Source organism: Agrobacterium sp. 16-172Ci (genome assembly GCF_053522725.1).
Genome location: NZ_JBNWBW010000009.1, coordinates 92,163 through 119,068, shown reverse-complemented (window position 1 = coordinate 119,068; position 26,906 = coordinate 92,163). Strand labels below are relative to the sequence as shown.

The following is a 26,906-nucleotide window of genomic DNA, read 5'->3' as shown; positions in this document are numbered from 1 at the left end:
CGGTTGATACCGGAATAAAAGCAGAACACGGTTCTGGCCTTTATATCCCGAATCACTACATTGGGCCGCATGAGCAACAGTTTTGACGATATGCCGTTCTTCGATGAGGAACCCGCCGCACCGCGCAGGGCAACGAACAATGCCGGTGCGGAAAGCGGCGGCGGGCTTGGCATTGCCGCCCGCGCCATGGCGGCGCGCGATCAGACGCGTGCTGCGCCCGACTATCTTTCCGGCCTCAACCCGGAACAGCGCGATGCCGTGGAAACGCTGGACGGACCAGTTCTCGTGCTCGCCGGCGCCGGCACCGGCAAGACCCGCGTTCTGACCACCCGCATCGCCCATATTCTGGCCACCGGCCGCGCCTATCCAAGCCAGATTCTTGCCGTGACCTTCACCAACAAGGCTGCCCGCGAGATGAAGGAGCGTATCGGCGTTCTCGTCGGCGGCGCTGTCGAGGGCATGCCCTGGCTCGGCACCTTCCACTCCATCGGCGTCAAGCTTTTGCGCCGCCATGCCGAACTCGTCGGCCTGAAATCGGACTTCACCATTCTCGATACCGATGACGTGGTGCGGCTGATCAAGCAGCTCATTCAGGCCGAAGGGCTGGACGACAAGCGCTGGCCGGCGAAGCAGTTCGCCGGCATGATCGACGGCTGGAAAAACAAGGGCCTGACGCCGCTGGACATTCCGGAGGGTGACAGCCGCGCTTTCGCCAATGGCAAGGGCCGCGAACTTTACACCGCCTATCAGAACCGCCTGAAAACGCTGAACGCCTGCGATTTCGGCGACCTTCTGATGCATCCCATCAGCATCTTCCGCCGCCACACCGATATTCTGAAGGAGTATCACCAGAAGTTCCGTTACATTCTGGTGGACGAATATCAGGACACCAATACGGCGCAATATATGTGGCTGAGGCTGCTTGCCCAACGCGCCAAGGGCGAACCGCAGAACGTCTGTTGCGTGGGTGACGACGACCAGTCGATCTATGGCTGGCGCGGTGCGGAAGTGGACAATATCCTCCGCTTCGACAAGGATTTCCCCGGCGCCAAGGTCATCAAGCTCGAGCGCAACTACCGCTCCACCGAACATATTCTCGGCGCGGCCGGCCATCTGATCGCCCATAATGAAGGGCGTCTCGGCAAGACGCTCTTCACCGAACGCAGCAGCCCGGATGACGAAAAGGTCGTGGTGCATGCCGCCTGGGATTCCGAGGAGGAAGCCCGTGCGGTCGGCGAGGAGATCGAACAGCTCCAGCGCAAGAACCATAATCTGAACGACATGGCGATCCTCGTCCGCGCCTCCTTCCAGATGCGCGAGTTCGAAGACCGTTTCGTCACGCTTGGCCTCAATTACCGCGTCATCGGCGGCCCGCGCTTTTATGAGCGCCTCGAAATCCGCGACGCCATGGCCTATTTCCGCCTTGTCTGCCAGCCGGCTGACGATCTCGCCTTTGAGCGGATCGTCAATACGCCGAAGCGCGGTCTTGGCGATACGACGATCCGTAACCTGCACGACTATGCCCGCGCCCGCGATATTCCGATGCTGGCAGCGGCCGCCGACATCATCGAGACCGACGAGCTGAAACCGAAGGCGCGCAAGGCGCTGTTCGATGTGGTGCAGGATTTCCGCCGCTGGCAGGGCCTCTTGGAAAACACCGAGCACACCACGCTTGCCGAGCAGATTCTCGACGAAAGCGGCTATACCGCCATGTGGCAGGCCGACAAGACGGCCGAAGCGCCCGGACGGCTTGAGAACCTGAAGGAACTCATCCGCTCGATGGAGGCCTTCGAGAGCATGCGCGGCTTCCTCGAGCACGTCGCCCTCGTCATGGATGCAGAGCAGAACGAAAATCTCGATGCCGTCTCCATCATGACGCTGCATTCCGCCAAGGGCCTGGAATTCGACACCGTCTTCCTGCCCGGCTGGGAAGAAGGCCTGTTCCCGCACCAGCGGGCGCTGGACGAAGGCGGGCGCTCCGGTCTGGAAGAAGAACGCCGCCTCGCTTACGTTGGCATCACCCGCGCCAAGAAGCTCTGCCATATCTGGTTCGTGTCGAACCGGCGCATTCACGGGCTGTGGCAATCCACCCTGCCCTCGCGTTTCCTCGATGAATTGCCGCCCGCCCATGTGGATGTCGCGGCGTCCGACAGCAGTTACGGCGGTTATGGCGGACGCGGGGGCTACGGCCAGTCGCGTTTCGACAAGGCCGATCCTTTCACCAACAACTATTCCACCCCCGGCTGGAAGCGCGCGCAGCAGAACCGCAGCGACGCCACCCGTGACAATTGGGGCACGCGCTCCGGCCATGCGGTGGAACGGATCGGTTATGGCGAAAGCGGCCCGCGCACCCGCACGATCGACGGCGAACTGGTGGCGAAATCCGTCGCCGACACGCCATCGAAATTCTTTGTTGGCGACCGCGTCTTCCACCTCAAATTTGGCAATGGCAACATCGCCGCCATCGAAGGTAACAAGCTGACGATCGACTTCGACCGCGCCGGGCAGAAGCGCGTGCTGGACGGATTTGTGGAAAAGGTCTGATTCGGCAACCATGAGTGCCTGAAGGGTGCTTTTTCCATAGCCCGCGTCATGCCGTTGCAATAAAGGAGTTGCAATGGGGAAGTGGAACAGGCGAGGACAGCTTTGCATATATTACCGAAAAGCCAGCGCAGGCTCGCCGTTTTCCTGATCAATATGGACAGCGCCACCAAACGCCTCGCGGATATGACCGCGCGCCTCGATGCCATGGGGCTCAAGGCGGAGCGTGTCCCCGGCGTCAATGGCAGGGAACTGAATTACCCCATCCCGGAATTCAGCGAGATTTCCTACATGCTCATGCATGGCCGCCGCACCTCGCCGCCGGAAATCGGCTGCTATCTCAGCCATGTCACCTGCGCCAATAAATTCATGGCGGGCGATGCCGATATCGCACTCATCCTCGAGGATGACGTGGTCTTCGACGATGATTTTCTCAACGCCATCGACGAGGCGGTGCTGAATGGCGGCGACTGGGATTTGCTGCGGCTCACGACCGTCAGCAATGGCCGCAAATTCCCGTTCCGCCAGCTTTCCAATGGTCGTTCGCTCGCCATTGCCATCACGCGGGAAAAAGGATCGGGAGCCTATCTCGTCAACCGCCGCGCCGGAAAATGGATATCGAAGCTGATCCCCATGCGGCTCGCTTATGACATCGCATTCGATCTGGAATATCTCGCAGGGCTGAAGGCGGCCTTCCTCTACCCGCTCTGCGCCACGCAGGATGCGGATGGGGAAAGCCAGATCCAGAACAATCTGCGCATCTACCGCCTGCCGCGCTGGCGCTATTTCACCGTTTTGCCCTATCGCGCCTATCTGGAAACCAGCCGGTTCCTGCTGCGCGGCATTCGCTTCGCAGTCGCCAAAGTGTCCGTTGCGATGGAGCGCGGCAAAGGCAAAACCGCCCCAGCCGGTCGTTGATCGATCCGTCTTATACTTCGCCGGGCGTGAAGCCGACGAGGTAGACCGCCGCGATCACGGCTGCGAGAATGAAAATAGAAATGACGAAAATCGTCATCCGGTTCAATGGTTTGCGCGTCGTCTTCTTCATGGTGGAATAATGCGTGGCCGCATCGCTTGTTCCGCAACGCACAGGATAATGTCGTCTAAAACCGTGAGCCGGCGCAATTCGATTCCGCTTCAGGCACATATGGGCTAAAGCTCGTCTCCATCTTCAGCTTTCCGGCCCGCCATGACAGACACGACGCATCCACGCCTCAACCCGCTGCATCTTGCCGCCGCCTTCGCCAGCGGCTGCCTTTTGACATTGATGGTGCATTTTAACGGTCAGCTTGCCCATTACGGCAATGCGCTGTTTTCCTCCTGGACGGCGCATGGCACCGGCACGGTGGCGGCGCTGATCTATCTCGCCATCATGCGCCCGAAGAAAGAAGTGGGCGCAGCGGAAAAACCGAAAGCGCCGCTCTGGGCCTATTGCGGCGGGGTCGTGGGTGCGGCCATCGTCATCCTCACCTCCACCGCCGTCAATTCGCCGCTGGCGCTTTCCGGCACCATTGCGCTCGGGCTTGGCGGACAGGTGATCTTCAGCCTTCTCGCGGATCTTTTCGGCCTCTTCGGCCTGCCCAGAAGAAAGCCGGACCTGCGGGACATGGCGGCGGTGGCGCTGATCCTGTGCGGTAGCGCGCTCATCATCCTTGTCGGGAGAACGGCATGATCGTCTGGATCGCCATGGCCTTTACCGGCGGCGTCTTCGTGGCGCTGAGCCGCCAGATCAACGGCCGCCTCAGCCTGTCCAACTCGCCGCTCATCGCATCGTTCTGGAACCACATTGTCGGTTTTGCCGTACTGACGGTCATTGGCCTCATCGTCGGCGGCCTCATTCCGCCGGGCGCCGCCGATGCGCCCTGGCTTGCCTTTATCGGCGGGCCGATCGGCGTCGTCTTCATCGCTTCGGGAAGCTGGCTCATTCCGCGCATCGGTGCGGTCAATACCGCCCTTCTGGTCATCAGCGGCCAGATGGTTTCAGGCGTGGTTCTCGATCTTTTCGGCGATCATCCGCCGAAACTCTGGGCAAGCGCACTCGGCATTCTGCTTATCCTCGCCGGCATGGTGCTCACACAGCGGCGCGGTCGCTAGAGCATTTCCCGCAAAAGTGCGCAGCGGTTTTACATCAGGAAAATGCGGAAAGCTCAGGAATCGCTGCCGCGCGAAAACATGCCGAGCAGGGTTTTGCCACCGCTTTTACCGCCGCTGCTTGCAAGTGTCGGCCGGTTGCCGTTCAATTTCGGCACCACCACCATGCGCTTGACTTCGCCGCGCTTGAAGGCCGCAAGGAAGCGCGGGTAATCCCGGAACACCACGCAGCCATTCGATTCGCCGCGTTTCGCCAGCATGTAGGTATGCGCCAGAAGACCGTCGCGGCCGTGCGGGTTGACGCCGTTTTCCGGCGTCAGGCGAATGGCCTCGACGCCATGGAAACGCGCCTCGCGCATCGTCAGACGATAGCTGGAAGGCGGCGTCGAACCGCGCATTCTCACATGCACGTAATCGGGGTTGTCGCGCATCTTGCCAATGCCGGAATGCGCTTCGAGTTTCTCGCCATTCGGCATGTGCACCACGCCCGAGGAAATATCGTAGATCGCCGTGCCGTTGCCGCGATCCGGCCACGGAACCGCATCCATCTTGCTCGGCTCGCGCATCGGATTGTCAGGTTTTGCAAAAGCGAGCATGGCGCCGGTGCTCTGCTTCGGCGGCGCAGGCGCCCTCAAGGGAACCGGCGCATCGAAAGCCGGTGCCGAAGCGACGTCCGGAACATGGCCCTCGGTCTTGGACGGTGTCGCGGGACGCGGTGACGGCTCGACTGTCTGAGCCGTTGCGACCTCGGGGCGGAAGCTCGGCAGCGGCACATCATCGGGCAGCAGGCTGCTTGCCTCTTCCTCGATCTGCGGCCGCGCCAGCGCCACTTCAAATGCCGGGTGCTGCGGAACGGCGCTCTGATAGGCAACCTCGGAGGTGCGACCCAGCGCCGAATCGACGATCGCCGACGGCTTGAGCGCGGCAAGCTGCTTCACGGTCGCCTGCCCTTTTGCGTTGGCAGCCGCGCCGAAGCGCTCACTGAATTCCTTCGCGCCGATCTCGGGCATGATGCCGGCGAGGCGAACCGCCTTCTGCTGGCCATGGCTGTGGTCGCTCAGGCGGGAGAACTTGCGCACGTGAATATCCCGCGCGGCCGCGTGGGCAATTGCCGTCTCAGTGGAAGCGAATCGCGTCACCAGCGTCTTTTCAAACTGCCCGACACCATGCGAAGCGGCGGCCATGCTGTGCAGCGAGGCAAAGGCAGCGAAGGCGAAAAGGCCGGCAAAGGCGCCGCCGCCGAGAAGGGCGGACATTCGGCCGAACGCAAAGGATTTGCCTCTCTTGACGGAAGACGAACCGGCAAGACCGGCGCCATTATAGGCCGCAGCAGAAAACGCCATGATACTCGTTACTCGAACCGTTCACGCACACCCGGCCGACGCCGGAGGGATTTAGGGACATCCGAAGGGCGGGCAAACACCACGCCGGTTTCGGAACTGACTGGTTCGAAGCATGACGAATTATGGTAACCAAAGTGTTTACGAGTCCCTGCAAAAATAATTCGTTAAGGTCTGCGCATTGTAAGGCGAAGGCAAAACAATGACTTGCGCCGAGACTGCGTGCATCCGCACCGCATCTTCCCGGGAAATGCCCCTCAAAGGGTCGTCATCGGCCTAAAAAATTTCCGTCGCCGCATTGTCAGGTAAATTCCGACTTGGCCGGAAATTTGCTGCAAATGCGGCAGGACTGCGACAGGGCAAGCCCCCTGCCCGAAACACCCGTGCCTGCCGGAGAGGTCGAAAGGGGCTTGATCCGTTAAAGCCGGCTTGGCATCCTGCCCTGAAAAGGGAGGCACATCATGAAGGCGCTGCTGCTCATCGATATCCAGAACGGTTTTTGCCCGGGCGGCAATCTGGCCGTTGCCGATGGCGACATGATCGTGCCCATCGCCAATGCCCTGATCGACAATGGCGGCTACGATCTCATCGTCGCCTCGCAGGACTGGCACCCGGAAAATCACGGCAGCTTCGCCTCCCAGCATCCCGGCAAGAAACCCTTCGACATGGGCGAACTCTCCGGCAAACCGCAGATGATGTGGCCGGACCATTGCGTGCAGGGCACGCCGGATGCGGAATTTCATCCCGACCTCAAGACGGACGCCTTCGATTATATTCAGCAGAAGGGCGAAAACCCCGCCGTCGACAGCTATTCCGCCTTTCGCGACAATGATCAGGGCGCGACGACGGGACTGGCCGACTATCTGAGCCGTCAGGGTGTCACGCAACTCGACGTCTGCGGCCTTGCCACCGATTATTGCGTCAGTTTCTCGGTGCTCGATGCCCTCGACATGCTGCCCGGTGTGAATGTCCGTTTCATCGAAGATGCCAGCCGTGGCATCGATCCGCAGGGCATCAAGGCCGCGATTGCGACGATGCGGGAAAAAGGCGCGGCCATTCTCAAAAGCCGCGACATTTTGCGGGACTAGTTTAGCGCGGCTTCGGCTTCTCCAGCACGTCGATATCGCCTGCTGCATCCTCAAGGCGTCTCAGGATCGCGGCATGCGCATCCCTGAGCCCCTCATTGTAAAAAACATGCCCCAGCTCCTCGACCAGAAAATCCACGAAGATTTCCGCCTGCAGATGGCCGATCTCGGCTTCGGTCTCCCGGGCAAGATAGTCCCGGATGCGTGCGGCCAGGGCGGCCTTTTCCTGCTTTTCCAGCATCGATCTTCCATCGTCTGACTGTTGAGGGGTCCGGGAGGAAGGCGGTGAAACCATCCGTCCGGCACCGGCCATATGGGGCGTTACCGTAACGGAAGCTTCAAGGGAATCAATCGATCCATTCATGCAATTCGTTTGCCAGCCGGGCGGGACGGCGATAGAGCGGCGGGCAAGGAGTTTCCAGAAATGTTCAATGCAGATTTTCGCGAGGGATTGAAGAGCGGTTTCCCGATCGCCCTCTCCGCCGCCCCCTTCGGTGCGCTGTTCGGCGCGGTCGCAGTCGATAATGGGCTCAGCGTCACCGAAGCCACGATCATGAGCGGCACCGTCTATGCGGGCGCGAGCCAGCTCGTGGGTATCGAATTGTTCGGCCAGAAGGTTGCCCCCTGGCTGATCGTTCTTTCCGTCTTCGCCGTCAATTTCCGCCATATCCTCTATTCGGCCGCCATTGCCCGGATGATCTCGAACTGGTCTTTCCTGCAAAAAGCCGCGGGCTTCTTCGTGCTGGTCGATCCGCAATTCGCCGAATCGGTCAGGAAATACGAAAATACCGGCACGGTCGGCTTTTCCTGGTACATGGGCTTTGCAGCGCCGGTCTACGTGCTGTGGCTGGCCATGACCATTCTCGGCGCATCGCTCGGCAATATGGTCGGCGATCCAAAAGCCATCGGTCTCGATGTACTGCTGCCGATCTATTTCATGGGCATGGTCTTGAGCTTCCGCCAGCGGGAGAATTTCTACCCTGTCATGCTGGCAAGCGCGGTTGGCGCAACGGTCGCCTATCACATCGTCGGTTCGCCGTGGCATGTCAGCCTCGGCGCCGTCGCCGGAATTCTCGTCGCGGTCCTCTATCCGCCGAAGCCGAATTCTGAAAGCGGGGTGGAAACGCCATGAGCGACATGCTGCACACCGATACGCTGATCCTGATCGCGCTCGCCGCCATCGCCACCTATCTGACCCGCATCGGCGGTTATGTGCTGATGACGCGGATGAAATCCATCCCGCCACGCATGGAGGCGGGACTGAACGCCGTTCCCGTGGCGGTTTTGACCACGCTCGTCGCACCCGCCTTTTTCGAAGGCGGATACGAGGTGAAGATCGGCATGGTTGCAGCGCTTCTGGTCTGCCTGCGCTTTCCCGGCCTGACGATGCTCGCCGTCGGCTGGGCCATCGTCATCGCCATCAGGCATTTCGGGCTGCTTTAAGCGACCCGCTCCAATGGCTTCGTGGCGGCAACGAGCCACGCCTTAACCTCCTCGTCGGTGATCAAGGGAGAAAGCTTCTCCAGAACCCCGGCGTGATAGGCGTTCAGCCAGTCCAGTTCTTCATCGGTCAGGAGAGCGGCGACAACCAGCCTGCGGTCGATGGGGCACCAGGTCAGCGTTTCGAAGGAGAACATCGGCTGGTCGCCGCCGGCCACCTCTTCCGCCTCGCGTACATAGATGAGGTTCTCGATGCGGATACCGAAAGCGCCGGGCCGGTAATAACCCGGCTCGTTTGACAGGATCATGCCGGGCAGAAGCTCCTGTGTCGAAAGCCGCGAAATGCGCTGCGGCCCCTCATGCACCGAAAGATACGACCCGACGCCGTGGCCGGTGCCATGGGCGTAATCCGCTCCCGCTTTCCAGAGCGCAATGCGCGCCAGCGGATCGAGATCGCAACCGCGCGTTCCCTTCGGAAACCGTGCGGTGCTGATGCCGATCATGCCCTTCAGCACCAGTGTAAAGAAACGCTTCTGCTCTTCCGGCACCGTGCCGATTGCAACGGTACGGGTGATATCCGTGGTGCCATTGACATATTGCGCGCCGGAATCGACGAGGAACATCTCGCCGTCCGCAAGTGTGCGGTCGGTATCGGTGGTGACGCGATAATGGATGATGGCGGCATGTTCACCGGCACCTGAAATCGTATCGAATGACACGTCCTTGAGCGGGTTTTGCAGCCCCTGCCCCACCTTGACCCGAGCGGCCTCCAGCGCCTTGACGGCGGCGATTTCGGTGACGCTGCCCGGTTGCTGGCGGTCCAGCCAGCAGAGATATTCGACCATGGCCGCGCCGTCCTGCACATGAGCGGCTGCCGAGCCGGCAAGCTCCGCCTTGTTCTTGCGCGCGCGCGGCAGGCGAACGGGATCGGCCTCCTCTATCAGCGAGCCGCCCGCCGCCGTGATTGCGCCGGTCAGCGCCACCGGAGTCAGATCCGCATCCACCATGACGCGGCCCTTGGCGCTGGCAATGGCATGCAGACGGTCAGCGATCTTCGACGGCGGCAATTGTGTCGCAAGCTGCGCCAGATAGGCCTCGGTCTCGATGCCGGTCTTACGCTTGTCGAGAAAAATATCCGCCCTGCCATCGGCGTAGATGATGGCGCGGGCGAGCGGATGCGGCGTATGCGGCACGTCATTGCCGCGAACATTGAAAATCCAGGCGATGGAGGATGGATCGGTAACCAGCAGGGCATCCGCGCCTTTTACCGAGACCGTCTCCGCCAGCGAGGCGATCTTTTCCTTCGCCAGCCTGCCAGTAAAGGCCTCTGGCTGGATAACGACAGGCTCCAGCGGCTCAGAGGGACGGTCCTGCCACAGGGCATCGAGCGGATTCTTTTCCAGGAGGACGACCGAACCGCCCTTTCCGGCAAGCACCTTTTCCAGCCGCTTCAACTCCGCGCCGGTGTGCAGCCATGGATCGATGCCGAGCCGGAAACCCTGTGGAGCATGTTCGGCCAGCCAGACGGAGGGCGGCGCGCCAACCAGATCGCCGCCGCTGAAGACCGATTGATCGACCTGCGACTTGAGCTGCGTCGTATAACGGCCATCGACGAAAACCACCGCCTCCGTGCGCGTCACCAGCGCAATGCCGGCGGAACCGGTAAACCCCGTCAGCCAGGACAGGCGCTCGGCGCACTCCGGCACATATTCCCCCTGATATTCATCGGCGCGCGGCACCAGAAAACCGTCGATACCAATGGCATCGAAACCGGCGCGCAGCGCCTCGACGCGGGCCTTGCCAAATTGCGGCGCAGATTTGTTTTCGAAGGTCTGGAACATGGGCGTCTTTCGGGAACTGTCATGGAGAAAAGCTGCAAGGTGCGCCGTCAAATCATTGGCGCGTAACGACAATGCCACGCGGACAAAGCCGGTTTCAAGCCATATATGACAGACCGGATTGCGGCGATAAATTGTGCACATTTTGTGAAATAAGTAATACTCAAGGCAAAGTGACATGTGATAAACGCATATCTACCCTGAGATATCCCCTCTAACTAAACAAAAACACATCGCTTATCTTCAGATCAACACAGCGAGAGAGACACTCTCCTGGCAAACAAGGATTTGAAGCAATGGCAAAATCTTTCCTCCGCACCGCCTTCGATCGCGTCGTTGAAGCACGCGAGCGTCAGGTCAGCCGCCATGTCAACGCAGCCCTTCTGAACCTCGACGACAAGTCGCTGGAAGCGCTCGGCATGAACCGCGCCGATCTGCGTCGCAAGGCAAACTCCAGCTACGTATTCTGATGACGTCCGGCGCGGCGATCCTCCCTCCACCGCGCCGAACAGGAATACGTCGACCCGCTTGAGCAAGCTCCTCCCATGCTCGCGGGTTTCCAGGCGGCGCGAAAGCGCCGCCTTTTCTTTTGCCCGAAAGGGATGTTGCCGCTGGTTCAGTCTTTACGCAGATGCAGCGTGACCCAGCCGTTGCGCCAGATGGTGCGGACATGGGAAAGCCGGGCGCCATTATAGGCGGAAAGCACCTTCCAGCGCTGTGACGCCAAAATGCCGGACAGGATGACGGTGCCGCCGGGCGCCAGATGCGTGACGAGCTGCGGCGCCATCTTGATGAGCGGCCGGGCCAGAATATTGGCGATGATGAGATCGAACGGACCATGCTTGCGGAAGGCGTCCGAGTGGAAGCCCGGCGCGGTCTCCAGCGCCATCCCGGAGACGATGCCGTTCAGCCGCACATTCTCCTTCGCCACCTTGACGGCGATGGGGTCGATATCTGTCGCCAGCACGGGAATGGGGCGCATCTTGCGCACCGCAATTGCCAGAACGCCGCTGCCGGTGCCAAGATCGAGTGCGTTGCGCACGGTGCGCGCCCGCAGAACCTCCTCAATCATCTCAAGGCAGCCGGCCGTCGTGCCGTGATGGCCGGTGCCGAAAGCCTGTCCGGCCTCGATTTCGATTGCCAGATCGTTCGCCCGCACCTTGTCGCGATCATGCGCCCCATGAACGATGAAACGCCCTGCCCTGACCGGTTTCAGCCCCTCGAGCGACTTTGCGATCCAGTCGACATCCGGAACGGTCTCCTTCTCGATGACGAGATCGGGAAAGGCCGGAGCAAGCAGGGCGCTGACACGCTCGCGGAACTCTTCCTCCTGCTCGGCCATCAGATAGACCGAGGCTTCCCAGATATCGCGCTTCTCATCCACCTCGGTCGTGGCAATCGCGACATCCTCCTCGCCGAAATAGTCCGACATGAGATCGAGGATTTCACCCGCCTGAATTTCGGTCGTGGTGACGTAAAGTCGGATTTCGCTCACGGCGGGCTGCTTTCTCTGGATGAGGTTATTGTTCTTGCCTTTGCCACAAAACCTCGGCCAGTCCAATAAGCCCCGCGCAATTATGCCGCCTCTATCAGCCCTTCAGAAGATTCTGAAGCTTCTGCTCGGCAACTTCCGGGTTTTCGCCATAAGCAATGGTGCCGGAAAAACGGCCATTGGCATCGAGCAGGATGACGGACGCCGTGTGATCCATGGTGTAATCGCCATTCGGATCCTTCTCGTCCACCGGCACCTTCTTGGCATAGATGCGGTAGCCCTTCAGCGTTTCGGCAATCTTGTCCGCCGGGCCGGTGATGCCGGTGATGCGCTTCGAGACGTTCGAGACATATTGCTGCATGATCTCAGGCGTATCGCGCTCGGGATCGACGGAGACGAAATAGGCCTGCAGCTTGTCGCCGGCCGGGTCCACCTTCTCCATCCAGCCGTTCAGCTCGAAAAGGGTTGTCGGGCAGACTTCCGGGCAATGGGTGAAACCGAAGAACAGCGCTGTCGGCTTGCCCTGAAAGGCCTTTTCGGTGATCGGCTGGCCGTTTTGCGCCGTGAGTTGGAAGGGCACGCCATAGGCCGTCTCCACCATTTCATTACGCGTCTTCGTCATTTCGATCGTCAACCAGCTGACGACACCGGCGAGAACGAGCACGACGGCCCACAATACGATGCGAATATTTCTCATTGTCCAATCCTACCCCGAAAGCCGGCGGCATATCGCAGGCTTTGGCAGACAGATAACGAAAGGCGACGGGGACGGCAAATCAACTGGGCGTATTTGCGGGAACCGCGCTGATTTGTCACAAATCCGCAGCCGGAAAACCCGTCACAGGCACCAGGCGATGCCGCTCTGCACCGTGGACAGGAAAATATCCGTGCCGTGCCGCACCCAGCCGTCAAAGGCAAGAAGCACGATGGCAAGCGAGGCCACAGCGGCAAGACTAGCCAGAATAAACTTCAGCGGATGGGAAACGAGTGCGTTCATACGCCCATCATAACCTGTTTGTGTGAGCGCGAAAACCGCCAAAATACTGGGTTTTGCCGGCGGGGCAGCAGCAATTGTTAGGGAAAGTTTAAAATCTTGCTGTGCATTATGACCATAGCGGTTTTTAAGCCTCGACATGATGTCTCCCGGTCCATTCTCCGGCCACCGCATAAAGCTCAATCCTGCGCGGGCCTGTTAGAGAGCCATCAGAGGAAACCTGCCGTCATGTCCAACGCCATCAAGCAATCCGGCGCATATCTCGAAATCGTTTCCTTCCATCTGGGCGATCAGGAATTCTGCATCGACATCATGGCGATCCGCGAAATCCGCGGCTGGGCGCCGGTTACCCCGATGCCGCACACCCCGCCTTATGTTCTCGGCCTCATCAACCTGCGCGGCGCCGTCATTCCCGTCATCGACATGGCCGGCCGCCTCGGCATGAAGATGACCGAACCGTCCGAACGCTCCGCCATCATCGTCACCGATATCGGCGGCAAGCTGGTCGGCCTCCTGGTGGAACAGGTCTCCGACATGATGACCATCCGCTCCGAAGACCTGCAGCCCGCGCCCGATATCATTCCGGAAGAGCAGCGCAGCTTCTGCCGCGGCATCGTGGCGCTGGAAAAGAGCATGGTCTGCTTCCTCAACCTCGACACCGTCATTGCGGACGAGCTGGCACGCGAAGCAGCTTGATTAAGCCGGCTCTTGCCTCTTGATAGGATTTGTAGCGCCTAGCGCCAGCGCCGTCGAAGCGGCGCGGGTTGCATAGTCCGGCAGTCCCGTTTCAGAAGTACTCCGTCACCCCGGACCTGATCCGGGGTCCAGCGCGATCAAGTCCTTGATCGCGAAAGACTCTTTCATGGCGCAGACGCGCCGTGGCTGGATGCCGGATCAAGTCCGGCATGACGGACAGGGTCGGACAAAATCTTACGGCTTGCCCTGTTGCCATGTGACCTGCTGATTATAAAGTGGCACCGTGGAAATCGCCATCTTTGCCGAGCCGTCGGTCAGTTCCCGCGCATGCACCAGATAGATCAGCGTGTCATTGGCCTTGTCATAAACGCGGCTGACGACGAGCTTCTTCCAGACCAGCGACATGCCCTGCCGGAACACCTCTTCCCCGCCCTTTGAGAGATCGATATCGCCGATCTCCACCGGCCCCGTCTGGCTGCAGGAAATGGCATTGTTGGAAGGGTCTTCAAACCAGTTGCCGTTCTTCAGCCGGTCGATGACGCCGCGCTCGAAATAGGTAACGTGGCAGGTGACACCCTTGATCTTCGGATCGGCGATCGCCTCGATAACGATATCATTGCCGATCCAGTCGACCCCGACTTCACCCACGACCTGCGAATGCGCCGCTGTCACCGGAAGCAATGCCAGAAAGCCCGCAAACAAACCCGACAGAGTTTTCATCGTCATCGCATCTTCTCCGTTACGCTGCTTCAAACATAAGTGCGAGGAACGGTTACGCAACCCGGGAGACGGCGCGTTTTTTCATGCTGCAGGGCTGGTAACCGGTGGAGGTGAGACGCCCCGCGACCATGCCGATCTTTTCCGGCAGATCGCGGATATGGGCAACGCGCAACGCCTTGGCCGCTGCAATCGACGCGGCCGCGCAGACGACAGCATCTTCCGCTGCATTGTGGTGCACGAAACGCAGCTGGAGGTGATGGGCGATGACATTCAGCTTGTGCGACGCCAGATTGGGCCAGACATGCCGGGCGATCTTGACGCTGCACAGATAGGAAAGATCGGGATAGGACTGCCGATATTTATCGAAGGACGCGCGCATGACGCTGAAATCGAAGGCGGCATTATGGGCGATCATGGTGGCGCCGTGGAAGTCGTCGATGAACTCCTCCATCACCTCGGGAAATTCCGGCGCATCTTCGACATCGGCCGGGCGGATGCCATGCACGGCGATGTTGAAGGGCGAAAACCGCATGTCCTTCGGCCGGATCAACCGTTCCTCGACGCGAACGATCTCGCCGCCCTCTATCCATGCAAGCCCGACGGAGCAGGCACTGCCCCGTTCCTCATTGGCGGTCTCGAAATCGATGGCGATGGTTTTCAAGAGTGATTCCCGTTGTTTCATTCCGGCATAGACCGGATTGACATCAAAGAGAACCGGCCTCGGCAGAACCCGCTTCCGAAAGCATCCAGTCGATGAGCGTCACCAGATCGGGATTATCCAGCATGCGCCGCGGATAGACGAGGAAATAGGCAAGCGTGCTGGCCATGTCCTTGTCGAAGGGCGCAATCAATGCGCCTTCCGCAAGCTCGCGGGAAACCAGCGAACGCCGTGTCAGCGCAATGCCGTGCCCCGCCTTGGCCGCATCCAGCGCGCCGTTGCTGTCGATGAAGACGGTGCCGCCGGAGGCATCCACGTCCGATGCCCCCGCCGCCTCCAGCCAACGCCGCCATTCATTGCGGTTTTCATCGTGCAGAAGCGGAATGGATTTGAGATCCCCCGCCTCCTGAAGCGGCCCATATTTCTCCAGAAGCTGCGGTGAACAGACCGGTAGGGTGCTGTCATCGATGAAGCGGATACTCTCCAGACCCTCATAGCGACCGAAACCGTGTCGTACCGCCAGATCGACATCGTCCCTTGAAAAATCCACCAGCCGGTTCGTCACGCTGATGCGGACATCCACCTGCGGGTGTTGCTGCTGGAAGGCAGGCAATCGCGGCATCAGCCATTGAACGGCGAAAGTGGGCGTGCAGCTCAGCGTCAGAACCGTGATCTCGGAGCGCGCCGTCAGTTCCGCCGTCGCCTCGCGCATCATCCGGAAGGCGGTGCGAAGCGCGCCGTAATAACGCTCCCCCTCACGCGTCAGCTGGATGCTGCGCGGCTTGCGGAAAAACAACTGCACGCCAAGCCGCGCCTCCAGCTCCCGGATTTGCAGGCTGACGGCACCGGGCGTGACATTCAACTCATTGGAAGCAAGCGTGACACTGCGATACCGCGCTGCGGCCTCGAAGGCCTGCAGCCCTTTCAGAGACGGAAGTTCGGCTGCCATGGTTTAGCTCATCTCAATTATCGAACGAGAAACAATCGTTTGAAAACACCATAAAACAGGGAGTAAATAGACGCAACAAGACCTGAAACGCAGTGAGAACCACCCATCTCCAGATTGAGCCAAACTCAACCGATATCGGGTGGATGGCGACGAGCCCGCCTGCGATCATGTCGATACTCATGCTTTGGGAGATGACGATGGCGATACAGAAACAAATGGATGCCGGTGAATGGGCGATGCTTGTCGCGCTTTCGCTTCTCTGGGGCGGATCGTTCTTTTTCATCGGCGTCGCCGTCAAGGAACTTCCCCCCGTCACCATCGTCACGCTGCGCGTCAGCCTGGCGGCAATCGCGCTTCTCATCGTCTGCCGCATCATGGGCCTTCGCCTGCCGCGTGAATGGGCGGTGTGGCGCGCCTTTTTCGGCATGGGCCTGCTCAACAACATCATCCCCTTCTGCCTGATCGTCTGGGGCCAGACCCATATTGCCAGCGGACTAGCCTCAATCCTCAATGCCACCACGCCCCTCTTCACCGTCATCGTCGCCCATTTTCTCACCGCCGACGAGAAGATGACCGGCAACAAGCTCACCGGCGTGCTGATCGGCTTTGCCGGCGTGGCGACCATGATCGGCCCGGCCGCATTCACCGGCTCATCCGGCCTCTGGGGCCAGATCGCCATTCTCGGCGCGGCCATCTCCTATTCCTTCGCGGGCATATTCGGCCGCCGTTTCAAGGCCATGGGCGTGCCGCCGCTGATGACCGCCACCGGCCAGATCTCCTCTTCGACATTGATGCTCATCCCGGCCGCCCTTCTTATCGATAAGCCATGGACGCTCGCCATGCCGGGCCTCGGCACCTGGGGCGCACTTGTCGGCATCGCCCTCTTGTCGACGGCGCTCGCCTATCTCATCTTCTTCCGCATCCTCGCCAGCGCCGGCGCCACCAACCTTGCCCTCGTCACGTTCCTCATTCCCGTCAGCGCCATCCTGCTCGGTTCGCTGCTTCTCGGCGAGCAGCTGGAGATGAAACACTTCGCCGGCATGGCGATGATCGCCGCCGGTCTTGCCGCGATCGACGGCAGGCTGCTTTCCAGATGGCGTCAGCCCCGCGCGAGGCCGCAGTGACGGCAGGAGAGCTGAGGCCGCTCCGACAAAAGGTGACCTCACGTTCCTCGTCCTGAAATTTCCGGGACTGAACGTAGCCTTGCCGTCTTGACGCTGAGCGACGCCTCTGGCCTTATGCCCGCCATGATCGGTTTTGCTATCCATATGCACCTCACCGCAACCATTCGCCCCGCAGGGCGTGTGGCGGTGTCGGCGCGTTAGTCAGTCGGTCATCCCGTCCACCACCCTGCCGCATATTGGCAGGGTGCGGTGCTTCCGCTCTGCCTCGGCTGAAAAACGAAGGAGAGCAGACATGCCGGATTTCGATATTTCCCCGCCACTCGACCCCGACGCGCGCTGGCCCGAAGGCCTGTGCATTCGCGCACGCACGCCGGCAGATACGCCGGGGATAACAGCACTGCACAATATGGCTGGATATCGCTACGGGACGCTGCGCTGGCCGCATCACACTCCGGAAGATATTCGCAAGGGGATCGAAACCCAGCCGGCCAACAGCTTTGCGCTGATCGCCATCCTCGACGGCAAGATCGTCGGCGATATCGGCCTGACGCGCCACAGCAACCGCCGGGCGCATGCGGGCAGCATCGGCATGGGCGTCCATGACGCCTATAAGGGACGCGGTATCGGCAGCGCCATGATCGGCGAAATCCTCGCCATAGCCGATCGCTGGCTGGACCTGAAACGGATCGAACTGACCGTTTTCACGGACAATGAACCGGCGCTGGCGCTTTATCGCAAATTCGGCTTCGAGGTCGAGGGACACCTCAAATCCTTCGCCTTCCGCGACGGCGAGTATATCGATGCCTATTGCATGGCGCGTCTGCGATAGCGGTTCAGACGGCTGCGGAGTGATCCGCAAACACTTCCCGAATGGTCCGCCGGGACCATTCGGCCATTTTGTCGTTACGCCCGCGCTCCGCATCCAGCACGATCAAAGCCTTCCACAGCGCCCAGCCACGCCCGCGCTGCCATGTCGCCTCATCCAGCTCCAGCGCCCGACGAAAAACGGCGCGGCTTTCCGCATCGAGCACATTCCACGCGAGGATGAGATCGGAAGACGGATCGCCGACGCCGGAACTGCCGAAATCGATGACGGCTGAAAGCCGGCCGTCCTTCACCAGCAGATTGCCCTCGGCAATGTCGCCATGCACCCACACCCCCTGCTTCCGCCAGTAGCTCGAAAGCGCAAGCTGCCATATCTCCATGGCCAGCGCCTGATCCACCTCATCGGCAAGCCGCACCGCCGAAGCCTTCGCCTCCCCGTCATAGACCGAAAGCGAGCCGCCACGATGGAAATTATGCGCGCCTGCGGGTGGGCCATCCGAAGCATCCACCCCGTGCAATGCCCTTAAGAACGCGGCAACATCGATGGCGATGGTTGAAAGATCAACGCGATCCATATCCCGAGCGAGCGGTTCGCCCTCAAGCCAGCGATAGACGGACCAGCGGAACGGATAGTCCTCTCCCGGCTGCCCGAGCGCCAATGGCGCAGGGATCGGAAAAGGCAGCAGCAGCGCAAGCACCGGCAGCCACCGATGCTCCTTCTCGACCTGCGCCACATAACGCGAAGCGCTTGGCATGCGGATCAGCATGTCGTCGCCAAGACGGAAGCTGCGATTGTCCCAGCCGCTCAGTTCAACCGGCCGGATATTTAACCCCGCCCATTGCGGAAACTGGCTGCCTACCAGCGCCCGGACCTGCTCTGTGCTGACGACAATGCGGTCATCCATGCTGTGCTCTCCGTGTCAGTCGCAAAGCTCTAGCGGCAGAGATCAACATGCCATGACGGTGTATGTATCAGCCGCCGATCAAGGCCAGCCACTCGTCCTCATCCATGGTCTGCACGCCCAGTTCCGTCGCCTTGGCAAGCTTGGAGCCGGCTCCCGGCCCTGCCACCAGAATATCGGTCTTTTTGGAAACCGAGCCGGCCACTTTCGCGCCGAGGCTTTCGGCGCGCGCCTTCGCCTCGTCTCGCGTGAATTTTTCCAGTGAGCCGGTAAACACCACCGTCTTGCCCGCCACCGGGCTGCCGTCGGTGGAAGGCTTTTCGGCTTCCTTCGGGCGAAGCTCCCGTATCAGCCGGTCGATGACATCGAGATTGCGCGGCTCCTTGTAGAATTCGACGATGGCGCGGGCCACCACCTCGCCGATGCCGTCGATGCTGTTGAGTTCGGCCCAGGCATCGCTCGCCGGGTCGGCTGCCGCCTTCATGCTCTCTTCGAAATGCTCGTAAGTCCCATAGGAGCGCGCCAGAAGCTTCGCCGTGGTCTCACCCACATGGCGGATGCCGAGCGCGAAGATCAGCCGGTGCAGATCAATCTCGCGGCGGGCATCGATGGCGTCGAACAGCTTTCTGACGCTGACCTTGCCGAAGCCGTCGATATTCTCGAGCTTGGTCAGTTGCGAGGCTTCCTGCCGCGCCTTCAGGGTGAAAATCTCAGGAGCGGTCTTGATCGAAAGCGCCGGGTCGTCACTTTCGAAGAAGAAATCTATCTGCTTGGTACCAAGCCCTTCGATGTCGAAAGCATTGCGCGAGACGAAATGTTTGAGATGCTCCACCGCCTGCGCGCGGCAGACGAAACCACCCGTGCAGCGCGTGACCGAATCGAGTTTACCGGTTTTCTCATTGCGCTCCCGCACCGCATGGCTGCCGCAGACAGGACATTTTTCCGGGAACGCATATTTCACCGCATCAGTCGGGCGCTTTTCCAGAAGCACATCCAGCACCTGCGGAATGACGTCACCGGCGCGCTGCACGATCACCGTGTCGCCGATACGGATATCGTGGTCCTCCGGGCGTATGCGCTCGCCGCTATTGCCGATGCCTTCGATATAATCGGCATTATGCAGCGTCGCATTGGTGACGACGACACCGCCGACGGTGATCGGGGTGAGACGCGCCACCGGCGTCAAGGCACCGGTGCGCCCCACCTGAATTTCGATATTCTCAACCGTGGTAAAGGCCTGCTCGGCCGGAAATTTATGGGCGGTGGCCCAGCGCGGGCTGCGCGAGCGGAAGCCCAGCCGTTCCTGCAGATCGAGCCGGTCGACCTTATAGACCACGCCATCGATATCATAATCGAGATCGGGCCGTGCGACGCCTATTTCATTATAATGCTCAAGCAATTGCGCGGCAGAGGTGAATCGCTTCATCAGCGGATTGACCGGAAATCCCCAGTCCCGGAATTTCTCCACGATGCCATATTGCGTATCGGCGATCCGCGCCGGCTGGCCGCCATTCGAAACCTCGCCCAGCGCATAGGCGAAGAACCGCAGCTTGCGTTTCGCCGTCACATTGGCGTCGAGCTGGCGCAGGGAACCGGATGCCGTGTTGCGCGGGTTCACATAGGTCTGCTTGCCTTCGGCCTCCATCTGGGCATTAAGCGCCAGAAAGTCGCTCTTGGCCATATAGACCTCACCGCGTACTTCCACCACATCGGGCGCATCGGCGGGCAGCTCGTTCGGAATTTCCTTGATGGTCCTGATATTGGCGGTGACATTCTCGCCCGTCGTGCCGTCTCCGCGCGTCGCCGCCGTCTTCAGCCTGCGGTTCTCATAGCGGATCGACATGGAAAGCCCGTCGATCTTCGGCTCGGCAGTGAAGGCGATGGAATCGTCCGGCAGATGCCCGAGGAAGCGATAGACGGAACTGACGAAATCCCGCAAATCCTCTTCCGAAAACGTGTTGTCGAGCGACAGCATCGGCCGTGCATGCACGATGGGCGCAAAGGTCGGAAGCGGCGCGAAGCCGACTTTTTTCGACGGGCTGTCGGCCCGCACCAGCGCCGGGAAAGCCGCTTCGATGGCATCGTTGCGCCGCTTCAGCGCATCATATTCGGCGTCCGTAATCTCCGGCGCATCCTTGCCGTGGTAGAGCGCATCGTGGCGGGCAAGCTCGGCCGCCAGAAACGCAAGCTCGGAAGAGGCTTCAAGCTCGGTGAGGTTTTCGACGGATTTCTGGTCTTTCGACATGACGGCCTCTTTTGCGAATTACCGAACGCTTTTAGCCGAAATAACAAACATTAAAAACAGTTTTGCCGCTGGACTCACAAGCCGGATCCGCTCGCACAACGCAGCGGGCAGCGGTCAGTCCTTGGCCGCCAGCAGGCGAGCCGCCGCAGCCCTCGCCTCGTCCGTCACCGACGCGCCGGCGAGCATGCGGGCAATCTCTTCGGTGCGGTGTTTCGGCTCCATGGTGGCTACGCGCGTGGCGATACGCTCGCTGCCGTCGCCGGATGGGCCCTTGGAAATGAGAAGATGGGTCGCCGCCCGTGCCGCCACCTGCGGCGCATGGGTAACGGACAGAACCTGCACGGTTTTCGACAGGCGGCGCAGCCGCTGGCCGATGGCATCCGCCACCGCGCCGCCGACACCCGTATCGATTTCATCGAACACCAGCGTCGGTGCCGAACCGCGATCTGCCAGCGCCACTTTCAACGCCAGCAGAAAGCGGGACAATTCGCCACCCGAGGCCACCTTCATGATCGGGCCGGGCCGGGTGCCAGGATTGGTCTGGACGTGGAATTCCACCGTGTCGATACCGTCGGCCGTCGCCTGTTCGGCATCGGAGGTCACCTCGACGGTAAACCGCGCCCGCTCCAGCTTCAGCGCCGGCAGCTCTGCCATCACCGCATTGGAAAGCGCATCCGCCGCATGGCGGCGTTTTTCGGAAAGGGATTGCGCGGCACGGTCGAAATCAGCCTTCACCACGCCGAGATTGGCCTCGAGCTTGCCAAGCTTTTCTTCGCCGGCATCGAGATCGGCGAGATCGGCCACCATTTTTTCGGCGAGAGCCGGCAAATCTGGCACGGCAACGTTATATTTACGCCCGGCAGCGCGCAGCGCGAACAGCCGCTCCTCCACCCGCTCCAGCTCACGCGGATCGAATTCGGTGCGGCGCAGCGCCGCCTCCACTTCCATCTGCGCATTGGAAAGGCTGTCGAGCGCGGCGTCCAGCAATTGCACCGTATCTTCCAGCAATCCCGGTGCTTCGTGGCTCTTGCGCTCCAGACGCCGCATCATTGAAGCAATGACAGGCACGGGCGAGGCATTGCCGTTCAGAAACTCGCTGGCCTCGGCGATATCTCCGGCAATGCGTTCGGACTTCTGCATCACCGCCCGGCGTTCGGCCAGCTCATCCTCTTCACCGTCGCGCGGCGAGAGCGTTTCCAGTTCCTCGACGGAAGAGCGAAGGTAATCCGCCTCGCGCGCTGCCGCCTCCACCTTGGCGCGGTGCGTCTTCAGCACACGCTCGGCATCCTTCCAGGTGCGGTAGAGGCCCTGAACGGCGCGAGCCTCATCGCTCAGCCCGGCAAAAGCATCCAGCAGCGTGCGGTGTGCATCGGTATCGACAAGCGCGCGATCATCATGCTGACCATGGATTTCGACCAGCAATTGCCCGAGTTGGCGCATCATTTGCACGCTGATGGCCTGATCGTTGATATAGGCCTTGGTGCGACCGTCAGAGGATTGCACCCGGCGGAAAATCAGGTCGCCATCGTCGTCGAGACCGTTTTCACGCAGGAGAAGCCGTGTCGGGTGATTGTTCGGGACTTCGAAAGTGGCGGTCACCTGCCCCTTCTCTTCCCCGTGCCGCACAAGGCCGCCATCGCCACGCCCGCCAAGCGCCAGCGAGAGACTATCGAGAAGAATGGATTTGCCCGCACCCGTTTCGCCCGTCAACACGGAAAGGCCCGCCTCGAAACCGAGGTCGAGCCTTTCGATGAGAACGATATCGCGAATCGAGAGCTGGACCAGCATGGCCTATGCCCCGTCTCAGGCGCCGATGAGCTTCTTGCCGGCGCGCGAAATCCAGGACCCCTTGTTTTCCCGCGGCTCCAGCCCGCTGCCCTTCAGCAGCTTGTAGGAATCCGAATACCATTGGCTGTCAGGATAGTTGTTGCCGAGAACGGCGGCCGCGGTCTGCGCTTCGTCCACCAGGCCCATCGCATAATAGGCTTCCGTCAGACGCGCCAGCGCTTCCTCGATCTGGTTGGTGTTCTGATACTGCTCGACGACGATGCGGAAACGCGAAACGGCGGCGAGGTATTCCTTGCGCTCAAGATAATAACGGCCGACCTGCATTTCGCGGCCGGCGAGCTGGTCGCGGGCGAAACGGATCTTGGCCTGAGCGTCGGCGACATATTCCGAATCGGGATAGTCGTTGACGACCTTGTTCATCGCCTCGACGGTGCGCTGTGCGGCGCGCTGGTCCTGCGTGACGTCGGAAATCTGCTTCGAATAGGCAAGACCGATCATGTACTGAACGTAAGCGGCATCCTTGGAGCGCGGATATTGGCGCAGGAACCGGCTGCCATTGGTAATGGCCACATCGTTCTTGTTGGTGCGCGTGGCAATGAAGGTCTGCATCACCAGCGCCTTCTGGCCCCATTCGGTGAAGGGGTACTGCTTGTCGATCGCCTCGAACTTGCGTGAGGCTTCCGTCATGTTACCGGCGTTCATGTTGGCAAGCCCCTGCTTGTACAGAACATCCGGCGGATCGGTCTCGACGCCGAGCTTGGTGATGTCGATATCCGGATCGGACTGGCAGGCCGTGACGGCGACACTCGCGCCGACCAACATCAACGAGACGGCGATCCCCCGCATCGTACCCTTCATTGCACCAGACCCTACATGCTTCATTCGACAGTTCCCACTTCCCGCGCAAATACATAAGCATCGGCTTTGCACTGGCGTTCTAGCCATAAAAGCATCCGCAGGGCAACGCAATGATGACGCATTAACGCATTTTTATGGCATCGACCCGTGCAATCGCATGAATATCAGGCGATATTACGCAACTTCTTGTTCGCATCACGAAAAAGCCGCCCCAAAGGGAGCGGCTTTTTCTGTCAATTGATAGCCTGCGAAGGAATTCACGCAGACCAGGGTGCGAATTCCGGCATGTTGACCGCAACGAATTCGCGGGCGCGCACCATCTGGTTGCGGGCGGCCGGCGCTTCGACGATCTCGTAGGCAGTGCGGTCGCTCAAAAGCGCCTTCAGCGCATTCGCATTGACCTTGTGGCCGCCGCGATAAGAGCGGTAGCAGCCGATGAACTGTGCGCCGGCGAGCGCCAGGTCGCCCACGGCGTCCAGCGTCTTGTGACGGACGAATTCGTCCTTGGCGTAACGCAGGCCTTCCATGTTGATGACGCTGTTGTCGTCGGAGATGACGACCGAGTTCTCAAGCGAGGAGCCAAGCGCATAACCGGCGGCCCACAGGCGCTCCACATCACGCATGAAGCCGAAGGTGCGGGCGCGCGACAGTTCGTTCTTGAAGCTCTCCGCCGTCAGGTCGCCCTTCCAGGACTGCTTGCCGATCAGCGGCGTGTCGAAATCGATGTCGACCTCGAAGCGCGTGCCGTCATAGGGACGGAACTCCGCCCAGGAGGCGCCCGAATCGATGCGCACCGGCTTGGTGACGCGAATATAACGACGCTTCACGCCGAGGCTCTTGATGCCGACCGATTCGATCGCTTCGATGAAAGGTGCGGAGCTGCCGTCCATGATCGGCGCTTCCGGACCGTCGACTTCAACGATGAGGTTATCGAGGCCCATGGCGTAGATGGCGGCCATGACGTGCTCGATCGTCGCCACCGACTGGGAAAGCGAACGGCCGAGCACGGTGCACAGGTCGGTATTGCCGACATTGGCCGAAACCGCCTTCAACTCGGTAACGCTGCCATTGTCATGAAGGCGATGGAAGACGATGCCCGTTCCGGCTTCTGCGGGCTGGAAGGTCATCGAAACCGGATTGCCGGAATGCACGCCAATGCCTTTGAGCTGAACAGCATTTGCGATAGTTGTCTGAAATCCGAGCAGTCCGATAGTCATGCGAATATGCCTTGTTTTGCAAACCGCGCCGCTTGAGCGCCGTTCAAGTTTTCGAGCCGGTTTGGCAACCGGCCAAGTCCGTGTTTTCCTTTACCCAGCCTCATACATACGCACATGTAGGTGCCACGACAAATCACTGTTCGTTTCGGATTGTTACACGCGTAAACCTTTGAAAACATGAATTAATTTAGTGTTAATAACGTAAAATAAACAAAACGCCCGGATCGTGAAACCCGGGCGTTCGAAGAGGCAGATGGAATCGCCCTTAGTTGGACTGGCGGCGCAGGAAGGCCGGGATTTCCAGCTGGTCGTCGTCGTGGTGGCTGGCCGAAGAAGGCGTTGCGCGGCCGTGGTCGTCAAGCTGCCCACGACGCGGTGCGTAGAGGCTGGCTTCCGGCGAAAGCGGCGCGCGGCGCTGCTGCGGCGCCATGCTCGGCGCATCCATCATGTCGGACGGAACTTCTTCTTCTTCGCGGCGGCCAAGCGAGTTGGTAATGCGCTTCAGAAGACCCATCGGGCCACGCTCTTCCTGGGCGGCAGGAGCGGCATGGGTGCGATGTTCCATCTCGGCCTTGACGACCGGCGGGAAGTCTTCGACCTTCGGCATGCGAACCGGCTCGGGCTGGCGGGCAACCGGTGCGGGTTCCTGATAGACAGGAGCCTGTGGCTGCTGCATGCGCGGCGCCGGAACGGCAACCTGTTCCGGAGCATGATAGACGGGCGCCGGAGCGACCGGTGCCGGAGCGGCCTGCTGAACCGGCTGGGCCGGACGGAGAGCCGCCGGCGCTTCAGCCGGAGAAGATGCGAACAGCTTGCTCTGCGGACGGAAATCCTGAGCGGGCTGCTGGTGTGCGGCGAAACCGAGTTCGCGTTCCATTTCGGCTTCTGCCGAACGGATGGTCTGGGCGATCGGGTCTACGGCCTTCTGTGCCTGCGATACTGCTGGAGCAGGCTGAACTGCGGCCGGAGCGGAAGCAACGGCCGCGGAAGGACGGATAAGCGGCTTGGCAACGGCTGCTGCGGCACGCATATCGGCAACGTTCTGTTCGCCGACGCCTGCAACGCGGTCGATGCCGGTCGCAACGACGGAGACGCGGATGAGACCTTCCAGAGCTTCGTCGAAGGTTGCGCCGAGGATGATGTTCGCATCCGGATCGACTTCTTCGCGGATACGGGTCGCAGCTTCGTCGACTTCGAACAGGGTAAGGTCGCGACCGCCGGTGATGGAGATCAGCAGGCCCTGTGCACCCTTCATCGAGGTTTCGTCGAGCAGCGGGTTGGCGATTGCCGCTTCCGCAGCCTGCATCGCACGGCCCGGACCGGAAGCCTCGCCGGTGCCCATCATCGCGCGGCCCATTTCACGCATGACCGAGCGAACGTCGGCGAAGTCGAGGTTGATGAGACCTTCCTTCACCATCAGGTCGGTGATGCAGGCAACGCCGGAGTAGAGAACCTGGTCGGCCATGGCGAAGGCGTCGGCGAAGGTCGTCTTGTCGTTGGCAATACGGAAGAGGTTCTGGTTCGGAATTACGATCAGCGTATCGACGGACTTCTGCAGTTCCTCGATGCCCTGTTCGGCAAGACGCATACGGCGGCCGCCTTCGAAGTGGAAAGGCTTGGTGACGACGCCGACCGTCAGGATGCCCTTGTTACGGGCAGCCTGTGCGACGACGGGAGCAGCGCCGGTGCCGGTGCCGCCGCCCATGCCGGCGGTGACGAAGCACATGTGGGTGCCGTTCAGGTGGTCGATGATCTCGTCGATGCATTCTTCAGCGGCAGCGCGGCCGACTTCCGGCTGCGAACCGGCGCCGAGGCCTTCGGTGACGTTGACGCCGAGCTGAATGACCCGATCTGCCTTCGTCATGGTCAGCGCCTGGGCATCCGTGTTGGCGACGACGAAGTCGACGCCCTGAAGGCCGGCCGTGATCATGTTGTTGACAGCGTTACCACCACCACCGCCAACACCGAAGACGGTGATGCGTGGCTTCAGCTCTGTGATATCAGGCTTCTGCAGCTGTATCGTCATTTTAACATTCCTTCTTTCTCTGGCCGCATCGCCCCGCTGGCCGATTCTTGAAAACTCAACTCTGAAACCTCCGGCTT

26 protein-coding genes are annotated in these 26,906 nt (G+C 60.7%); 11 read left to right on the top strand and 15 right to left on the bottom strand.

Going from position 1 to position 26,906, the window contains the following annotated elements; all coding sequences use genetic code 11:
• Positions 1-69 precede the first annotated feature (69 nt).
• The 4 genes from ACQZ40_RS11350 (at position 70) to ACQZ40_RS11335 (ending at position 4,635) form a co-directional block, all read left to right on the top strand.
• A complete protein-coding gene (locus ACQZ40_RS11350; protein ID WP_125145606.1) occupies positions 70-2,544 on the top strand; it encodes an ATP-dependent helicase in 2,475 nt (824 codons plus the stop codon).
• 102 nt (positions 2,545-2,646) lie between these two features.
• Positions 2,647-3,459 (top strand): glycosyltransferase family 25 protein, encoded by an 813-nt coding sequence (locus ACQZ40_RS11345; RefSeq protein ID WP_078051865.1) that lies wholly within the window; start codon positions 2,647-2,649, stop codon positions 3,457-3,459.
• A gap of 271 nt (positions 3,460-3,730) precedes the next feature.
• Positions 3,731-4,213, top strand: a complete 483-nt coding sequence (locus ACQZ40_RS11340; RefSeq protein ID WP_448747963.1) for a DMT family transporter — start codon at positions 3,731-3,733, stop codon at positions 4,211-4,213.
• On the top strand, positions 4,210-4,635 hold the full coding sequence (locus ACQZ40_RS11335; protein WP_078051864.1) for a DMT family transporter: 426 nt from the start codon (positions 4,210-4,212) through the stop codon (positions 4,633-4,635). The genes ACQZ40_RS11340 and ACQZ40_RS11335 overlap by 4 nt, the downstream gene beginning before the upstream one ends.
• A 53-nt stretch (positions 4,636-4,688) precedes the next feature.
• Here ACQZ40_RS11335 and ACQZ40_RS11330 read toward each other — a convergent pair whose 3' ends face one another.
• Entirely contained in the window at positions 4,689-5,975 is a 1,287-nt protein-coding gene (locus tag ACQZ40_RS11330; RefSeq protein WP_448747962.1) for a tlde1 domain-containing protein, read from the bottom strand.
• Positions 5,976-6,433: 458 nt separating this feature from the next.
• Here ACQZ40_RS11330 and pncA point away from each other — a divergent pair, with 458 nt between their 5' ends.
• The gene (gene pncA, locus ACQZ40_RS11325) at positions 6,434-7,060 is read left to right on the top strand and encodes a bifunctional nicotinamidase/pyrazinamidase (protein WP_174039481.1); all 627 of its coding nucleotides are present in this window, start codon (positions 6,434-6,436) and stop codon (positions 7,058-7,060) included.
• Between the two features lies 1 nt (position 7,061).
• Here pncA and ACQZ40_RS11320 read toward each other — a convergent pair whose 3' ends face one another.
• A complete protein-coding gene (locus ACQZ40_RS11320) occupies positions 7,062-7,298 on the bottom strand; it encodes a DUF2164 domain-containing protein (RefSeq protein ID WP_448747961.1) in 237 nt (78 codons plus the stop codon).
• A 183-nt stretch (positions 7,299-7,481) separates the two neighbouring features.
• On the opposite strand from ACQZ40_RS11320, the gene ACQZ40_RS11315 reads away from it, so the two are divergent.
• Both ACQZ40_RS11315 and ACQZ40_RS11310 read left to right on the top strand, forming a co-directional pair.
• Complete coding sequence (locus ACQZ40_RS11315; protein ID WP_080856558.1) at positions 7,482-8,189, top strand: AzlC family ABC transporter permease; 708 nt, start codon at positions 7,482-7,484, stop codon at positions 8,187-8,189.
• Positions 8,186-8,500, top strand: a complete 315-nt coding sequence (locus ACQZ40_RS11310; protein ID WP_065655824.1) for an AzlD family protein — start codon at positions 8,186-8,188, stop codon at positions 8,498-8,500. Before ACQZ40_RS11315 ends, ACQZ40_RS11310 begins: the two co-directional genes overlap by 4 nt.
• Here ACQZ40_RS11310 and ACQZ40_RS11305 read toward each other — a convergent pair.
• Positions 8,497-10,338 (bottom strand): aminopeptidase P family protein, encoded by a 1,842-nt coding sequence (locus tag ACQZ40_RS11305; protein WP_448747960.1) that lies wholly within the window; start codon positions 10,336-10,338, stop codon positions 8,497-8,499. The genes ACQZ40_RS11310 and ACQZ40_RS11305 overlap by 4 nt on opposite strands.
• Positions 10,339-10,631: 293 nt before the next feature.
• Here ACQZ40_RS11305 and ACQZ40_RS11300 point away from each other — a divergent pair, with 293 nt between their 5' ends.
• Positions 10,632-10,805: a hypothetical protein gene (locus tag ACQZ40_RS11300; RefSeq protein ID WP_020009313.1), complete on the top strand. Its 174-nt coding sequence runs from the start codon at positions 10,632-10,634 to the stop codon at positions 10,803-10,805.
• Between the two features lie 146 nt (positions 10,806-10,951).
• Here the strand turns inward: ACQZ40_RS11300 and ACQZ40_RS11295 are convergent, their stop codons facing one another.
• The 3 genes from ACQZ40_RS11295 to ACQZ40_RS11285 all read right to left on the bottom strand — a co-directional run bounded on the left by ACQZ40_RS11295 (position 10,952) and on the right by ACQZ40_RS11285 (position 12,962).
• Positions 10,952-11,830: a 50S ribosomal protein L11 methyltransferase gene (locus ACQZ40_RS11295; protein WP_065655958.1), complete on the bottom strand. Its 879-nt coding sequence runs from the start codon at positions 11,828-11,830 to the stop codon at positions 10,952-10,954.
• Positions 11,831-11,924: 94 nt separating this feature from the next.
• Positions 11,925-12,524: a cytochrome oxidase assembly protein Sco gene (gene sco, locus ACQZ40_RS11290; protein ID WP_003522341.1), complete on the bottom strand. Its 600-nt coding sequence runs from the start codon at positions 12,522-12,524 to the stop codon at positions 11,925-11,927.
• 141 nt (positions 12,525-12,665) lie between these two features.
• Positions 12,666-12,962 (bottom strand): hypothetical protein, encoded by a 297-nt coding sequence (locus ACQZ40_RS11285; RefSeq protein ID WP_236780873.1) that lies wholly within the window; start codon positions 12,960-12,962, stop codon positions 12,666-12,668.
• 87 nt (positions 12,963-13,049) lie between these two features.
• Between ACQZ40_RS11285 and ACQZ40_RS11280 the strand changes: the two genes are divergently transcribed.
• Positions 13,050-13,517 carry a chemotaxis protein CheW gene (locus ACQZ40_RS11280; protein WP_003522339.1) on the top strand — a complete coding sequence of 156 codons (468 nt, stop codon included), beginning with the start codon at positions 13,050-13,052 and terminating at the stop codon, positions 13,515-13,517.
• Between the two features lie 234 nt (positions 13,518-13,751).
• Here ACQZ40_RS11280 and ACQZ40_RS11275 read toward each other — a convergent pair whose 3' ends face one another.
• From ACQZ40_RS11275 to gcvA, 3 genes are read right to left on the bottom strand one after another with little or no spacing between them, the layout of a single operon-like run.
• Positions 13,752-14,243, bottom strand: a complete 492-nt coding sequence (locus ACQZ40_RS11275) for a CreA family protein (protein ID WP_174039484.1) — start codon at positions 14,241-14,243, stop codon at positions 13,752-13,754.
• Positions 14,244-14,289: 46 nt separating this feature from the next.
• The gene (locus ACQZ40_RS11270) at positions 14,290-14,898 is read right to left on the bottom strand and encodes a 3'-5' exonuclease (RefSeq protein ID WP_003522337.1); all 609 of its coding nucleotides are present in this window, start codon (positions 14,896-14,898) and stop codon (positions 14,290-14,292) included.
• A 43-nt stretch (positions 14,899-14,941) separates the two neighbouring features.
• On the bottom strand, positions 14,942-15,844 hold the full coding sequence (gene gcvA / locus ACQZ40_RS11265; RefSeq protein WP_448747959.1) for a transcriptional regulator GcvA: 903 nt from the start codon (positions 15,842-15,844) through the stop codon (positions 14,942-14,944).
• A gap of 197 nt (positions 15,845-16,041) precedes the next feature.
• On the opposite strand from gcvA, the gene ACQZ40_RS11260 reads away from it, so the two are divergent.
• Together ACQZ40_RS11260 and ACQZ40_RS11255 are read left to right on the top strand one after the other, a co-directional pair.
• Entirely contained in the window at positions 16,042-16,968 is a 927-nt protein-coding gene (locus ACQZ40_RS11260; RefSeq protein ID WP_198939092.1) for a DMT family transporter, read from the top strand.
• A gap of 292 nt (positions 16,969-17,260) precedes the next feature.
• A complete protein-coding gene (locus ACQZ40_RS11255) occupies positions 17,261-17,797 on the top strand; it encodes a GNAT family N-acetyltransferase (RefSeq protein ID WP_448747958.1) in 537 nt (178 codons plus the stop codon).
• Between the two features lie 4 nt (positions 17,798-17,801).
• Here the strand turns inward: ACQZ40_RS11255 and ACQZ40_RS11250 are convergent, their stop codons facing one another.
• The 6 genes from ACQZ40_RS11250 to ftsZ all read right to left on the bottom strand — a co-directional run bounded on the left by ACQZ40_RS11250 (position 17,802) and on the right by ftsZ (position 26,829).
• Positions 17,802-18,698: an aminoglycoside phosphotransferase family protein gene (locus ACQZ40_RS11250; protein WP_448747957.1), complete on the bottom strand. Its 897-nt coding sequence runs from the start codon at positions 18,696-18,698 to the stop codon at positions 17,802-17,804.
• Positions 18,699-18,765: 67 nt separating this feature from the next.
• Positions 18,766-20,940 carry an NAD-dependent DNA ligase LigA gene (gene ligA, locus ACQZ40_RS11245; RefSeq protein ID WP_448747956.1) on the bottom strand — a complete coding sequence of 725 codons (2,175 nt, stop codon included), beginning with the start codon at positions 20,938-20,940 and terminating at the stop codon, positions 18,766-18,768.
• A 114-nt stretch (positions 20,941-21,054) separates the two neighbouring features.
• The gene (gene recN / locus ACQZ40_RS11240; RefSeq protein WP_125145598.1) at positions 21,055-22,728 is read right to left on the bottom strand and encodes a DNA repair protein RecN; all 1,674 of its coding nucleotides are present in this window, start codon (positions 22,726-22,728) and stop codon (positions 21,055-21,057) included.
• Positions 22,729-22,743: 15 nt separating this feature from the next.
• Positions 22,744-23,610, bottom strand: a complete 867-nt coding sequence (locus ACQZ40_RS11235) for an outer membrane protein assembly factor BamD (RefSeq protein ID WP_003522209.1) — start codon at positions 23,608-23,610, stop codon at positions 22,744-22,746.
• Positions 23,611-23,843: 233 nt separating this feature from the next.
• Complete coding sequence (gene lpxC / locus ACQZ40_RS11230) at positions 23,844-24,803, bottom strand: UDP-3-O-acyl-N-acetylglucosamine deacetylase (RefSeq protein ID WP_003522208.1); 960 nt, start codon at positions 24,801-24,803, stop codon at positions 23,844-23,846.
• A 265-nt stretch (positions 24,804-25,068) separates the two neighbouring features.
• The gene (gene ftsZ, locus ACQZ40_RS11225; RefSeq protein ID WP_448747955.1) at positions 25,069-26,829 is read right to left on the bottom strand and encodes a cell division protein FtsZ; all 1,761 of its coding nucleotides are present in this window, start codon (positions 26,827-26,829) and stop codon (positions 25,069-25,071) included.
• Positions 26,830-26,906 lie beyond the last annotated feature (77 nt).

What these genes read in the sequence shown, in the direction of transcription:
- ftsZ (WP_448747955.1), bottom strand. Translation starts at nt 26,829, where the DNA reads ATGACGATACAGCTGCAGAAGCCTGATATCACAGAGCTGAAGCCACGC.
- ACQZ40_RS11275 (WP_174039484.1), bottom strand. Translation starts at nt 14,243, where the DNA reads ATGACGATGAAAACTCTGTCGGGTTTGTTTGCGGGCTTTCTGGCATTG.
- ACQZ40_RS11250 (WP_448747957.1), bottom strand. Translation starts at nt 18,698, where the DNA reads ATGGATGACCGCATTGTCGTCAGCACAGAGCAGGTCCGGGCGCTGGTA.
- gcvA (WP_448747959.1), bottom strand. Translation starts at nt 15,844, where the DNA reads ATGGCAGCCGAACTTCCGTCTCTGAAAGGGCTGCAGGCCTTCGAGGCC.
- ACQZ40_RS11280 (WP_003522339.1), top strand. Translation starts at nt 13,050, where the DNA reads ATGTCCAACGCCATCAAGCAATCCGGCGCATATCTCGAAATCGTTTCC.
- ACQZ40_RS11260 (WP_198939092.1), top strand. Translation starts at nt 16,042, where the DNA reads ATGGCGATACAGAAACAAATGGATGCCGGTGAATGGGCGATGCTTGTC.
- ACQZ40_RS11285 (WP_236780873.1), bottom strand. Translation starts at nt 12,962, where the DNA reads ATGTCGAGGCTTAAAAACCGCTATGGTCATAATGCACAGCAAGATTTT.
- recN (WP_125145598.1), bottom strand. Translation starts at nt 22,728, where the DNA reads ATGCTGGTCCAGCTCTCGATTCGCGATATCGTTCTCATCGAAAGGCTC.
- ACQZ40_RS11235 (WP_003522209.1), bottom strand. Translation starts at nt 23,610, where the DNA reads ATGAAGCATGTAGGGTCTGGTGCAATGAAGGGTACGATGCGGGGGATC.
- ligA (WP_448747956.1), bottom strand. Translation starts at nt 20,940, where the DNA reads ATGTCGAAAGACCAGAAATCCGTCGAAAACCTCACCGAGCTTGAAGCC.
- sco (WP_003522341.1), bottom strand. Translation starts at nt 12,524, where the DNA reads ATGAGAAATATTCGCATCGTATTGTGGGCCGTCGTGCTCGTTCTCGCC.
- lpxC (WP_003522208.1), bottom strand. Translation starts at nt 24,803, where the DNA reads ATGACTATCGGACTGCTCGGATTTCAGACAACTATCGCAAATGCTGTT.
- ACQZ40_RS11255 (WP_448747958.1), top strand. Translation starts at nt 17,261, where the DNA reads ATGCCGGATTTCGATATTTCCCCGCCACTCGACCCCGACGCGCGCTGG.
- ACQZ40_RS11320 (WP_448747961.1), bottom strand. Translation starts at nt 7,298, where the DNA reads ATGCTGGAAAAGCAGGAAAAGGCCGCCCTGGCCGCACGCATCCGGGAC.
- ACQZ40_RS11300 (WP_020009313.1), top strand. Translation starts at nt 10,632, where the DNA reads ATGGCAAAATCTTTCCTCCGCACCGCCTTCGATCGCGTCGTTGAAGCA.
- ACQZ40_RS11305 (WP_448747960.1), bottom strand. Translation starts at nt 10,338, where the DNA reads ATGTTCCAGACCTTCGAAAACAAATCTGCGCCGCAATTTGGCAAGGCC.
- pncA (WP_174039481.1), top strand. Translation starts at nt 6,434, where the DNA reads ATGAAGGCGCTGCTGCTCATCGATATCCAGAACGGTTTTTGCCCGGGC.
- ACQZ40_RS11310 (WP_065655824.1), top strand. Translation starts at nt 8,186, where the DNA reads ATGAGCGACATGCTGCACACCGATACGCTGATCCTGATCGCGCTCGCC.
- ACQZ40_RS11315 (WP_080856558.1), top strand. Translation starts at nt 7,482, where the DNA reads ATGTTCAATGCAGATTTTCGCGAGGGATTGAAGAGCGGTTTCCCGATC.
- ACQZ40_RS11335 (WP_078051864.1), top strand. Translation starts at nt 4,210, where the DNA reads ATGATCGTCTGGATCGCCATGGCCTTTACCGGCGGCGTCTTCGTGGCG.
- ACQZ40_RS11330 (WP_448747962.1), bottom strand. Translation starts at nt 5,975, where the DNA reads ATGGCGTTTTCTGCTGCGGCCTATAATGGCGCCGGTCTTGCCGGTTCG.
- ACQZ40_RS11350 (WP_125145606.1), top strand. Translation starts at nt 70, where the DNA reads ATGAGCAACAGTTTTGACGATATGCCGTTCTTCGATGAGGAACCCGCC.
- ACQZ40_RS11340 (WP_448747963.1), top strand. Translation starts at nt 3,731, where the DNA reads ATGACAGACACGACGCATCCACGCCTCAACCCGCTGCATCTTGCCGCC.